This is a genomic window from Afipia massiliensis (assembly GCF_001006325.2).
Classification (GTDB): domain Bacteria; phylum Pseudomonadota; class Alphaproteobacteria; order Rhizobiales; family Xanthobacteraceae; genus Afipia; species Afipia massiliensis_A.
On record NZ_LBIA02000001.1, the window covers coordinates 731,150 to 742,850 of the forward strand.

Here is an 11,701-nt window from a genome sequence, read left to right on the forward strand (position 1 = left end):
CTCATTCATCCGACACAGTGGATCGATCGATGCCGATCCTTATCCGTGACGGAGCTCCCTCCCCTTCAGCCACCCAACTAGACAGCAACGTTTGTGCCAGTTGAGCGCGTGAGGCAAAACAACAGCTTACCGCAATGCATGAAAATCAATCCGGACAAATTGGCTGAAACGCCAAGGACAATTTGTCCTCGCCCGCTCAAGCTGCTTCGGGCAGCCAGATTGTGAACGTCGTCCCGCGTCCCGGCTCGCTCTCCGCAGAGATCTTGCCGCCCTGCCGTGTCACCAGCTTCTGGCTGATGGAAAGACCAAGACCCGTTCCCTGCTGCCGCTTGGTGGTGAAGAAGGGATCGAAGACTTTCTGCATGACGTCGGAACTCATCCCGATGCCGGTGTCGGACACTTCAATTGAAAGACCTGGCTTACCATCCATATCCATGTCTGCAGAACGCAGCGTGAGGACGCCACCGTCGGGCATGGCGTGGATGGCATTGACAACAAGATTGACAATGACCTGCTGCAATTCAGTGCGATTCATAAGGACAAAACGGGTCGCGTGATCGCTTCTGGAAACTTCGATTTCCGCCTTGTTGAGCAGATGTCGCACGAGAGGTAAACAGTCGGAAATCACATTGTCCGCGGCGTGACGCTCAACATAGCCTGCGTACTCTTCCGGCTTCGCAAATTGCAGCAGCTTTGTCACGATCTGGCTAATGCGGTGAATCTGCTCATCGAGCAACCGAAACTCCGTCCGGGCAATGTCCGCCTTATCTCCCATCAAATTGCGAACAACATCCAGATTTCCTTGCATGACGGCAACCGGGTTATTGATTTCGTGCGCGACGCCGGCAGTGATCTCACCGATCGTGGCGAGCTTTTCAGAGACAATCAACTGCTTGGTCGTCGCCTCAAGCTGCCGATTTGCAAGCTGGAGTTCTCGTGTGCGTTCATCGACGCGTGTATTGAGTTCCTCGTTCCATTTGCGCAGCGCGCGGTCGCGCTCCTGTAACTGATCAAGCAAATTGTCGAGATGGAGCGCGACCCTTCCAATTTCATCATTGGCCACCGGAATGTCCGTGCGCGCTCCGAGATCTCCACTTTCGACTTTCGAGATCGTATCGGTCATCCGCTCGAGCGGCTTGAAGATTGCCCGCGCCCAGCGAAGAAAAATCGGCACGCTCGCGGCTGTCATGACGAGGAACACAAGCAGGATCGTTAACAGGATCGCGTACCTGGCTTGCGTAAACGGCTTTTCCAGAAAACCGACATAGAGCATTCCGACCCGCTTGCCATAGCTGTCAACGATCGGCTCGTATGCCGATATGTACCAATCGTTTACGACGAAGGCCCTATCCAGCCACACCTTGCCCTGATCGAGTACGGCGGACCGCACGACGCTGGATACGCGCGTTCCGAGTGCGCGGCGCCCTTCGAACAGACGGACATTGGTGGTCACGCGCACATCGTCCAGGAACAGCGTGGCCGTTCCCTGGCTTCCCTCCGGAAGGCTGGCGGCGCGATAGACCAGATCGTTGATCGTATCGATAAACTCCAGATTTGTGTTTAGAAGCAGCCCCCCGACGAGCGCTGCCGGCCGTTGTGCCCCAAGCGAGACCGGGCTCGCCGAATGAACCAGCATGCCCCGCGTTTCCACGACACGATCGGTCGGGACGGCGTTCGGGGTTTCCACCAGTTCGAGCTTCGCCCGCCACGTCAATCCGGGTGCGATTGCGCCAAGTTCCTCACTTGTGAAGATGTCAATCGCGGTTGACGGAGATCCGTTGAGAGCGGATGAAACAACCGGCCAGTTTTTTCTGATGTTCGGAGATTCGAATTCAGGAGCAGAAGCGACGATATTGCCATCGCGATCCGTGAGATAAAGAAAATCCAGACGGAGCGCGACGCGTCTTACCTCGAGCAGTTCAGTCAGCGCCGTCTTCTCTTCCTTGCTGACGACATCGCGAAACTGGGCGGACTGGCCAAGCGCCTTTATATGCTCGCCCGTATACTCGAGAATTCGGGCCAGATACTGATGAGCGATGGTGAGATCGCCATTGACCTTCGAGATCAGCGTTGCGTTGAACTGCTCATTCCATCTCGCGATAGCGACGCCCAGCAAAAGCGGCAGAATGACCAGCATCGGCAACAATGCGATGGCGAGGAGCCGGAAGCGAACGGATCGGCCCGTAATCTTCGACACGAGACTGACCGCCCGCTTAGACATTCCACAACGCAGCTTTGCGATCGATTGTCTTGCGTGAAACACCCAGCCTGCGAGCTGCTTCGTCCTTGTTTCCGCCGGTCTCCCTCAGAACCGCGAGGATATGGCGTTGCTCCATATCGGCGAGACTGTCGGTTGCAGCGCTTTCGGTCTGGACCTGCCCTCCAAAATCGTCGGGAAACATTCCGAGGATCAAGGTGCGCTCAATCAGATTCCGCAGTTCGCGGACATTGCCGGGCCAATCGTAGCGGGCGAGCGCCGCGCGAACAGAATCATCGATGGGGACCGGCGGCATGCCAAGTTGCTGCGAGAGCTTGCCCATGAACAGCGTTGCGAGTTCCTGTACGTCGTCCTCGCGATCCTTGAGAGGAGGCAGGCGAATTTGCATCACGTTGATGCGAAAGAAGAGATCGGCCCGAAAACGCCCCTTATCGACTTCCTTTTCAAGTTCCGCGTTGGTGGCGAAGACAAACCTCAGGTCGACAGGCACCTCGCGCTCCGAACCCACAGGACGCACGCGCCGATCCTCCAGAACACGCAGCAACTTGCTCTGCATCGCCGGCGGGAGTTCGCCGACCTCGTCAAGAAATAGCGTGCCGCCCTTGGCGTACGTGAAAAGCCCCTCCCGCACCGTTTCCGCGCCAGTGAAGGCGCCTTTGACATGTCCAAAGAACTCAGTCTCCACCATGTCATGAGGGATAGCCGCGCAGTTCACGGGGACAAACGGCTTCTCGGCGCGGTCCGAGAGCGAGTGAATCGAACGCGCTGCCACTTCCTTCCCCGTCCCGGACTGGCCCGTCAGCAGAACCGATGTTGGCAGTCGCGCCACACGCGCCAGCGTATCGCGCACACGCTGAATCGTCGACGAATTGCCAATCAATCTGTCGCGCAGCAGTACATGGTCCGACGTCGATCGAAGCTCGTAGCGCAGAACGTAGTTTTCGCGTTGAAGTCTGACCCGGTCCAGACATCGCGCAACCGCGTTCAGAATCTGGTTGGAGCGAAAGGGCTTCAACACGAAATCCACAGCCCCGGCCTGCAAGGCCCGGATTGCCGTCTCAAGATCGGCATAGGCCGTCATGAGAATGGCATCGGAAAAGAAGCCAATCGTGCGCTGCTCGGAGAGCCAGTCGACTCCGTTCCGGCCGGGCATGATATTGTCCAGGATCACGACATCGAAGTGATTGGCGTCGAGTTTGCGGGATGCCTCTTCGGTATCAGCAGCTTCCTCGATGCGCTTGCAGCGTGGCCCGAGCGTGCGCACAAGAAAATTGCGCATACCCGGCTCGTCGTCGACGATCAAAATCGAGGCCTGCGCGAGCCACGGACCGAATTCCGGATCGCCCAGAGGCTCATGACCCTTCCGCGCCGTTTCCGCTCCCACGCAAATCCCCCCGAGCCCACGGCACCAAACGGATCGCCTGTTCAATCTTTTGTCAACAACACAATCGTACGAGAGCCACGCGCCCCTTCCCAAACTATCCGAAAGTCTGACTTCACCGATGAACGCGGCGGCTATCCTGCTGCAACGCAGCGAAAGACGTCAGACGCTTAAGGTGATCAGCCAGTCGTGCTCAGCGAGTTGCAGTTCCAGAAGCGCTGCCTCGCTACTCCTCTCTGAATGCGCGATTGATCTGATCCTTCAGCGGCTTTACGAGATAAGAAATCACCGTGCGCTCACCGTCGAGATTGGTGCCTTCGCGTTCCAGCGCCATCATACGCTGGATGGAGACAAGTCCCTTCTCCCAAAGCTCACGAACACCTTTGAGCTCGCGCTCAATCAGGGCGATGCCCCGCACCTTCGCGTCTTCCTGGGCAACCAGACCGCGCACCTCTTTCTCGTATTGCACGACGCGCTCCCGAAGCTGCGCCTTCTTGCCCAGGCGAGCCTCGCGGCGAAGTTCAAACAGCTTGCGCTCACCCGCCATGAGTTGTGCGATGACAGGATCACTTATGCGTCTGGTCAATTCAGATGGAAATGAAATCCTCTCCGCCTCGTCGCGCTCCGCTTCAAGTCTCGCTCGCCGCGCAGCGAACTCATCGAGCCGCTTGGTGACAATGGCGAGATTCGCCCGGGTCTGCGTCGCATCGAGCCGCTTGACCACATCGCCCATGATGACGCGCTGTCCCTCACGCACCAGGATTTCGCCGATCCCTAAGCCCTTCTACAACCGTGGATGTTTAGAGAATCTCCAAGAACTGGAAAAATCGTGAGCCAGCGCTCAATAACCTTGTCATTGTGCGATCGGTGCAGACGTCGCATAGGGCGCGAAATGCGATCGCGATTCGTCGATGTTCAACGCGCGCCCGATTGGCGGAAACGCCCGCTGCGGACAATCCAGCCGCTCGCAGACCTTGCAGCCCATGCCGATCGGCGTCGCCACCGCCGGATCGATATTCAACCCCTGTGAGTAGACGATGCGTTCGGCGTGACGCACATCGCAGCCCAGCGCTACGGCGAATGTCTTCGCGGGCGCGCCATAGCCGCCCTGCCCGTGCGACACGGTCCGTGCGATCCATAGATATGTCCGCTCGTCCGGCATTCGCGCCAGTTGCGTCAGGACGCGACCCGGATTCGCAAACGCCTCGTAGACGTTCCACAATGGGCAGGTTCCGCCGACACGGGAGAAATGGAAGTCGGTTGCGGATTGCCGCTTTGAGATATTTCCCGCACGATCGACCCGGATGAAGAAAAAGGGGATGCCGCGCGCATTTGGCCGCTGCAGCGCGCTCAACCGGTGGCAGACGGTCTCGAACCCGACACCGAAACGATGCCCCAGCAATTCGATGTCATAGCGCCAGCGCTCCGCTTCGCTCAGAAATACCGTGTAAGGCAAAACCATCGCGCCGGCGAAATAATTGGCAAGGCCGATGCGAGCCAACCCTCGCGCGTCGTCATTGGTGAAGCCGGCCTTGTCGATGATCGAGCGCAACTCGTTGTCGAACTCCAGGATGGCGATCTGTGTGGCGAACTGAAAAGCCTGCTGGCCGGGCCGCAAACGCCGCGACAATCGCATGACCTTCGCGCGCGCATCGAATTTCCGTTGCGTCCCGGATGGCAGTTCGTCGAACGTGTCGAACACTGCTTTGACGCCGTGACGGCTTTCGAGATAGGCGGCGAGCGCTGGCGCCATCTGCCCGATGGGAAATTTCATCCGCATGGCGATGGCTTCGGCTGCCTCGTCCAGTTCCGGAATGTGATTGTTGTGCGCGTAGAAAAAATCGCGCACCTCTTCGAACGGCGTCGATGGCAGGATCGCGGACGCCGCCTGACGGTCCTCGCCGAGCCGCGCGGACAGTGCCGCACTTTGTTCAGTGGCTAAACGGTATTTGCGATTCAGCGTCACCAGCGCGCGCCCCACCGCCGGCATGTTCAGCGCAAGTTCGCGCAAGTCGGCTGTCGCAATGGTCTCGCCGAGCGCCGGATCGGCCAGCGCCTCGCGCAGATCGGCAATCAACCGCGCCTCGTCATCATCAGAAAACGACTGCACGTCCAGACCGAAGGCGGAGTTCAGCGCGAGCAGCACCGGCAGCGTCAGCGGCCGCTGGTTGTTCTCCAGTTGATTCAGGTAGCTCAGCGAAATGCCGAGCTTGGCGGCGAGCGCCGCCTGCGTCAGCCGCCGCTCCTCGCGAAGCCGTTTCAGCCGCACGCCCATGAAAGTCTTTTTCATTGGACAGCCTCACTTTGCAGACTTTGCAAACTCGACCACGAACCTTCGCAAAACTTCGCTATTTCAGGTATTTTCAAGCACTTCGCTATGCAGATATTGCGAAGTTCTGACGGAATAACAAGCCGTCCGGAGCGCTCCCGATGCAATTATCTGCAAAAGCCGCCGAGCCAGCCCAGGAAACCCGTTTCGTCGAAATGGTGTTTCCCGGCCTGTCCAATCACTACGGCACACTGTTCGGCGGCAATGCGCTGAACCTGATGGGTAAGGCCGCATTCGTCGCCGCCGCGCGGCATGCCCGCTGCAACGTGGTGATGGCGACATCCGACAAGATCGAATTCCACCAGCCGATCCCCGTCGGCGAGTTGATCGAGATCGTCGCCCGCGTCGAGCGCGAGGGCCGTAGCTCAATGACGGTGTCGGTGGAGATGATCCGCGAAAATCTCGCCAGCGGGCAACGCGATGTCGTGACCCGCGGAAATTTCGAGATGGTTGCCGTCAACGAGCACGGCCGGCCGGTCGCCATCGCGCAAAGCGCTCCACTCAATCTGAAACATCAACTGACCTGAACAGGGAAGACAACCGTGAAGCAGCATACCGTTCGCACCTACAAGTCCGCAGAACCGCTCAATCGCGCCGATCAGCTCGCCTGGAAGATCGCTGAGGTCGCATCCGATCCGGTGGCGGTCGAGACCGAGGTGGTCGAGATGATCGGCAACCGCATCATTGACAACGCTGCGGTCGCAGCGGCTTCAGTGGCGCGCCGTCCGGTCGCGAGCGCGCGGGCGCAGGCGGAGGCGCACCCATTCCAGCCGGGCGCGACAGTGTTTGGCCTCAACAAGAGTCAGCGTATCTCGCCGGAATGGGCCGCGTGGGCCAACGGCGTGGCTGTGCGTGAACTGGATTTCCACGACACCTTCCTCGCGGCCGATTACTCGCACCCCGGCGACAACATTCCGCCGATCCTCGCCGTCGCGCAGCACTGCGGACTGTCCGGCGCGGATCTCGTTCGCGGCCTCGCGACGGGATACGAGATTCAGGTCGATCTGGTGAAGGGCATTTGCCTGCACGAGCACAAGATCGATCACATCGCGCATCTCGGCCCGTCGGCCGCCGCGGGCATCGGCACTCTGCTGAACCTGCCGACCGAGACGATCTATCAGGCGGTGCAGCAGGCGCTGCATGTCACCACCACGACGCGCCAGTCACGCAAGGGCGAAATCTCGAGCTGGAAGGCTTATGCGCCGGCCTTCGCAGGGAAGATGGCGATCGAAGCTGTCGACCGCGTGCTGCGCGGCGAAGGCGCACCATCGCCGGCGTGGGAAGGTGAAGATGGCTTCATCGCGTATCTGCTGAGCGGCTCGAAGGCGCAATACATCGTGCCGCTGCCTGAGAAAGGCGAGCCGAAGCGTGCGATCCTCGACACTTACACCAAGGAGCATTCCGCCGAATATCAGAGCCAGGCGCTGATCGATCTGGCGCGGCGCATGGGTCCGAAGATCGGCGACCTGTCGAAGGTGGAAAGCATCGTCATCCACACCAGCCACCACACCCACTACGTGATCGGAACCGGCGCCAACGATCCGCAGAAGATGGACCCGAAGGCGAGCCGCGAAACCCTCGACCACTCCATCATGTACATCTTCGCCGTCGCGCTCGAGGACGGCGGCTGGCATCACGAGAAATCCTACGCGCCGGAACGCGCCAACCGCGAGAGGACCGTGGCGCTGTGGCACAAGATCTCCACGGTGGAAGATCCGGAATGGACGCGCCGCTATCACAGCCACGATCCGAAAGAAAAAGCCTTCGGCGGCCGCGTCGTCGTTACGCTGAAAGGCGGCTCGGTCGTCAGCGACGAACTCGCGGTGGCCGACGCGCATCCGCTTGGCGCGCGGCCCTTCAAACGGCCGGACTACATCAAGAAATTCCGCACGCTCTCGGACGGCATCATTGCGCCGTCGGAACAGGATCGCTTCATCGCCACGGTGGAGCGGCTGACGTCGCTGAAGGCGGATGAACTGACCGACCTCACATTCACCGTCGATGCGAAACTGCTCGGCAGCCGCACGACGCACGGCATCTTCGATTGGCACCACGATGCGCCGGCAAAGCGCGCAGCCGCCCGGTAAGGAGGACCATGCGATGGACGTGAAACCTGCTCCCAAAAAATCGGTGGCGCTGTCCGGCGTGGTCGCCGGCAACACCGCGCTGTGCACCGTGGGCCGCACCGGCAACGATCTGCATTATCGCGGTTACGACATTCTTGACGTCGCCGAGACCTGCGAGTTCGAGGAGATCGCGCATCTGCTGGTTCACGGCAGCCTGCCGACCGTATCGGAACTGCGCAACTACAAGGCCAAGCTGAAGTCCCTGCGCGGCCTTCCGGTGGCGGTGCTGCGCAGTCTCGAACTGCTGCCCGCCGCGGCGCATCCAATGGATGTGATGCGAACCGGCGTCTCGGCGCTGGGCTGCATCCTGCCGGAGGTGCACGACCACGGTCAGCCTGGCGCGCGGGATATCGCGGATCGGCTGATGGCGTCGCTCGGGTCGATGCTGCTGTACTGGCATCACTACGCCCATCACGGCCGCCGCATCGAGGTCGAGACCGATGACGATTCCATCGGCGCGCACTTCCTGCACCTGCTCCATGGCAGAAAGCCCTCGGCGTCGCATGAGCGCGCGATGCACACCTCGCTCATTCTTTACGCCGAGCATGAGTTCAACGCCTCGACGTTTACCGCCCGTTCGATCGCAGGCACCGGCTCGGACATGTATTCGGCGATCAGCGGCGCCATCGGCGCGCTGCGCGGACCCAAGCACGGCGGCGCCAACGAGGTCGCGTTCGAGATTCAGAAACGTTACGACAGCGCGGATCAGGCAGAGGCGGACATCCGCCGCCGCGTGGAGGCCAAAGAGGTTGTGATCGGATTCGGGCATCCCGTCTATACGATTGCCGATCCGCGCAACAAGGTCATCAAGGAGGTCGCGCGGCGTCTCAGCATCGAGGGCGGCAGCATGAGGATGTTCGAGATCGCGGACCGGATCGAGGCCGTGATGGCGGAGACCAAGAAGATGTTCGCCAATCTCGACTGGTTCAGCGCGGTGTCCTATCACGCCATGGGTGTTCCGACCGCGATGTTCACGCCGCTGTTTGTGATTTCGCGGACGTCCGGCTGGGCCGCACATGTGATCGAACAGCGCATCGACAACAAGATCATCCGGCCGTCGGCGAATTATGTCGGTCCGGAAAATCTGACATTCGTGCCGCTCGACGAACGGGGCAAGGCGCCCTCTTCGGTCCGGGCCGCCTGACGGCCATCCTAAGGAAATCCTATATGCCTTATCTCGTTGCCTCCGATCTTCCCGCCGAAAGCGCGGGTCGCCGCTTCCGCGCATTGCTGCAGCGTCCGGAAATACTCCGGCTGCCGGGCGCTCATAATGGTATGGCGGCTCTTCAGGCGAAAGCCGCAGGCTTCGAGGCGCTGTATCTGTCCGGCGCGGCGATGACGGCCTCAATGGGCCTGCCGGATCTTGGCGTCATCACGGTGGATGAAGTCGCGTTTTTCGTCCGCCAGATCGTGCGCGCATCAGGCCTGCCGCTGCTGGTCGATGGCGACACCGGTTACGGCGAGGCGCTCAACGTCATGCACATGGTGCGGACCTTCGAGGAAGCGGGCGCTGGCGCGGTGCATCTCGAGGACCAGCTCCTGCCCAAGAAATGCGGACACCTGAACGACAAGAAACTTGCTGACGCCCACGATATGGCTGCGAAGGTCGCCGCTGCCGCGAAAGCGCGCCGCGATCTGGTCATCATCGCGCGCACCGACGCGGCCGCGAGCGAGGGGTTGGACGGTGCGGTGGCGCGCGCGAAGCTCTACATGGAGGCCGGCGCCGATGCGATTTTCCCCGAGGCGCTGAACACTGCCGAGATGTTTCGCGCGTTTGCAAAGCGCATGCCCGGCGTGCCGTTGTTGGCGAACATGACCGAATTCGGCAAAACGCCGTTCTTCACGGCAGCCGAATTTCAGGAGATGGGCTACCGGATGGTGATCTGGCCGGTGTCGTCGCTGCGCGTCGCCAACAAGGCCCAGCAGGAACTCTATGCGGCCATTGCCCGCGACGGCGGCACCCACAAGGCTGTGGACCGGATGCAGACCCGCGCCGAACTCTACGACATGATCGGCCTTCATGAGTACGAAGCGCTGGATGCTTCGATTGTCCAGACCATTGTTCCGGAGAGCATGCCGCAGCGGTAACTGAGTTGGCTGTATAAACTTTCAATAGATCTTGATTGGATGACATTCCATCACAGCTTGCGCGTAGAACCAATCAGCGGCCACGTGGGATGTCGCACAGCAGCCTCGAAGCCCTGTTCGGCGAGCTGCTTGAAATGAAAGGCTTTTTGGGGCTGACGGGTCTTGGTAGCGAGAGAGGGACTCGAACCCCCGACCCCAGGATTATGATTCCCGTGCTCTAACCAGCTGAGCTACCTCGCCACAGTTCGAACCACCTTCGCGGTCGCGAACGGCGGCATATAAGAAGTCACCCAAATGCCTGTCAAGCAATGACCGCGCCCTCTCCCATCTTATTGGTTTTTCACACGCAATTAGCCGCGTAGAGCGCTTCGCGAGGCCTAAAAACCTCACTTTGGCCGCACCGAGAGATCGCCGCCGGGGCTGCCGGGCGGCGGAATCACCTTCATCGCTCCGCCCTGCGGGGTCGGGGCATGCATTTCGGGATCGACGCCGGGCGGAGGACACAGCACGCCGTCGGATTTCGCCAGCCTGTCACCCAGCGATTCCGGGGCGCGGCCGGTCGTGGTGCCGCGCGGGGCGATAGTCCCTTCACGCGGAACCGCCTCGGTCGGCACGCAGTTCGTTGCCGCACGAGCGGGATTGGGCGGCGCGGTTTGCGCCTGCGGCGTCGATGGCGCCGGCGGCGCCTGCGCGAAACTCACAGCAGGCAGCAGCACCAGCGCAGCACTCATCGCTATCGGGAGTTTCATTGTCATGGTGGGGAAACGGCACAGCGGCGCGGATGTTCCCGGCGGCATGATCCCGCAAGGCATGCCCTCGGGTTTGACCCGAGGGTGGGAGCCGGTTTTCAGATCAGATCATGCCGAACCAGCAAGGCAAACGCGCGTGGCGAGCGCTGTCAGCCCTTGCGATAACGGATCAGCGAAAAGTGTCCCATCGGCGGCATCGGGCGGCGCTCGACCAGCGTGACGCCGCCATGCCTCAAAGCCCAGTTCACCAGCCGCTCCCACGGGAATTCCGGACGCCAGCCCAGCCTGCGCGCCAGCGGCGCGAAGCACATCTCGAAGACTTTGCGCGGACCGCTTTCCGCGCCGATGTGGTTGACCAGAATAAGTTCGCCGCCCGGCTTCAGCACGCGCATGAAATCGTCGAGCGTCGCTTCCGGATCGGGCACAGCGGTGATCACATATTGCGCCACCACCGCATCGAACGCCTCGTCCGGAAACGCGAGATTCTTTGCGTCCATCACCGACAGGGTTTCGACGTTGGTAAGGTTCTGCGCGCGCACGCGCTCCTGCGCCTTGCGCAGCATCGGTTCGGAAATATCCACGCCATGCAGCCTGGTGCTGCGCGAATAATCCGACAGCGACAGTCCGGTGCCGACGCCGACGTCGAGCACACATCCACCGATCGCATCTGCCAGAGCGATGGTCGACTTGCGGCCTTCGTCAAAAACCTTGCCGAACACCATGTCGTAAACCGGCGCCCACGCGGCATAGGCTTTCGCTACTCCGGCCCGATCGATGTCGTTGGTCATGTCCCCGCCCTGTTACGCAATA

At 60.7% G+C, this 11,701-nt stretch carries 10 protein-coding genes and 1 tRNA gene; 4 read left to right on the forward strand and 7 right to left on the reverse strand.

Annotated features, from left to right (window positions below; all coding sequences use genetic code 11):
- Nucleotides 1–196 precede the first annotated feature (196 nt).
- The 4 genes from YH63_RS03305 to YH63_RS03325 form a co-directional block, all read right to left on the reverse strand.
- Entirely contained in the window at nucleotides 197–2,221 is a 2,025-nt protein-coding gene (locus YH63_RS03305) for a sensor histidine kinase (RefSeq protein WP_046828836.1), read from the reverse strand.
- A complete protein-coding gene (locus YH63_RS03310) occupies nucleotides 2,214–3,602 on the reverse strand; it encodes a sigma-54-dependent transcriptional regulator (RefSeq protein WP_046828835.1) in 1,389 nt (462 codons plus the stop codon). The genes YH63_RS03305 and YH63_RS03310 overlap by 8 nt, the downstream gene beginning before the upstream one ends.
- Before the next feature lie 223 nt (nucleotides 3,603–3,825).
- Nucleotides 3,826–4,356: a hypothetical protein gene (locus tag YH63_RS21565; protein ID WP_170978654.1), complete on the reverse strand. Its 531-nt coding sequence runs from the start codon at nucleotides 4,354–4,356 to the stop codon at nucleotides 3,826–3,828.
- A 96-nt stretch (nucleotides 4,357–4,452) separates the two neighbouring features.
- Nucleotides 4,453–5,889, reverse strand: a complete 1,437-nt coding sequence (locus tag YH63_RS03325; RefSeq protein ID WP_046828834.1) for a short-chain fatty acyl-CoA regulator family protein — start codon at nucleotides 5,887–5,889, stop codon at nucleotides 4,453–4,455.
- Nucleotides 5,890–6,029: 140 nt separating this feature from the next.
- On the opposite strand from YH63_RS03325, the gene YH63_RS03330 reads away from it, so the two are divergent.
- Genes YH63_RS03330 through prpB form a run of 4 tightly spaced genes read left to right on the forward strand, consistent with a single transcriptional unit; the run spans nucleotide 6,030 to nucleotide 10,142 of the window.
- Entirely contained in the window at nucleotides 6,030–6,455 is a 426-nt protein-coding gene (locus YH63_RS03330; protein ID WP_046828833.1) for an acyl-CoA thioesterase, read from the forward strand.
- A gap of 15 nt (nucleotides 6,456–6,470) precedes the next feature.
- Nucleotides 6,471–8,015 carry an MmgE/PrpD family protein gene (locus YH63_RS03335; protein WP_046828832.1) on the forward strand — a complete coding sequence of 515 codons (1,545 nt, stop codon included), beginning with the start codon at nucleotides 6,471–6,473 and terminating at the stop codon, nucleotides 8,013–8,015.
- Nucleotides 8,016–8,028: 13 nt separating this feature from the next.
- The gene (gene prpC, locus YH63_RS03340; protein ID WP_046829783.1) at nucleotides 8,029–9,198 is read left to right on the forward strand and encodes a bifunctional 2-methylcitrate synthase/citrate synthase; all 1,170 of its coding nucleotides are present in this window, start codon (nucleotides 8,029–8,031) and stop codon (nucleotides 9,196–9,198) included.
- Nucleotides 9,199–9,221: 23 nt separating this feature from the next.
- A complete protein-coding gene (prpB, locus tag YH63_RS03345) occupies nucleotides 9,222–10,142 on the forward strand; it encodes a methylisocitrate lyase (RefSeq protein WP_046828831.1) in 921 nt (306 codons plus the stop codon).
- A gap of 163 nt (nucleotides 10,143–10,305) precedes the next feature.
- On the opposite strand, the gene YH63_RS03350 is transcribed toward prpB, so the two are convergent.
- The 3 genes from YH63_RS03350 to YH63_RS03360 all read right to left on the reverse strand — a co-directional run bounded on the left by YH63_RS03350 (nucleotide 10,306) and on the right by YH63_RS03360 (nucleotide 11,679).
- A tRNA-Met gene (locus YH63_RS03350) sits at nucleotides 10,306–10,382 on the reverse strand.
- A gap of 146 nt (nucleotides 10,383–10,528) precedes the next feature.
- On the reverse strand, nucleotides 10,529–10,897 hold the full coding sequence (locus tag YH63_RS03355; RefSeq protein ID WP_046829782.1) for a hypothetical protein: 369 nt from the start codon (nucleotides 10,895–10,897) through the stop codon (nucleotides 10,529–10,531).
- A 143-nt stretch (nucleotides 10,898–11,040) separates the two neighbouring features.
- Complete coding sequence (locus YH63_RS03360; RefSeq protein WP_046828830.1) at nucleotides 11,041–11,679, reverse strand: class I SAM-dependent methyltransferase; 639 nt, start codon at nucleotides 11,677–11,679, stop codon at nucleotides 11,041–11,043.
- Nucleotides 11,680–11,701 lie beyond the last annotated feature (22 nt).

Coding starts and splice junctions, on each gene's coding strand:
- YH63_RS03305 (WP_046828836.1), bottom strand. CDS start 2,221: ATGTCTAAGCGGGCGGTCAGTCTCGTGTCGAAGATTACGGGCCGATCC.
- YH63_RS03325 (WP_046828834.1), bottom strand. CDS start 5,889: ATGAAAAAGACTTTCATGGGCGTGCGGCTGAAACGGCTTCGCGAGGAG.
- YH63_RS03330 (WP_046828833.1), top strand. CDS start 6,030: ATGCAATTATCTGCAAAAGCCGCCGAGCCAGCCCAGGAAACCCGTTTC.
- prpC (WP_046829783.1), top strand. CDS start 8,029: ATGGACGTGAAACCTGCTCCCAAAAAATCGGTGGCGCTGTCCGGCGTG.
- prpB (WP_046828831.1), top strand. CDS start 9,222: ATGCCTTATCTCGTTGCCTCCGATCTTCCCGCCGAAAGCGCGGGTCGC.
- YH63_RS03355 (WP_046829782.1), bottom strand. CDS start 10,897: ATGACAATGAAACTCCCGATAGCGATGAGTGCTGCGCTGGTGCTGCTG.
- YH63_RS03360 (WP_046828830.1), bottom strand. CDS start 11,679: ATGACCAACGACATCGATCGGGCCGGAGTAGCGAAAGCCTATGCCGCG.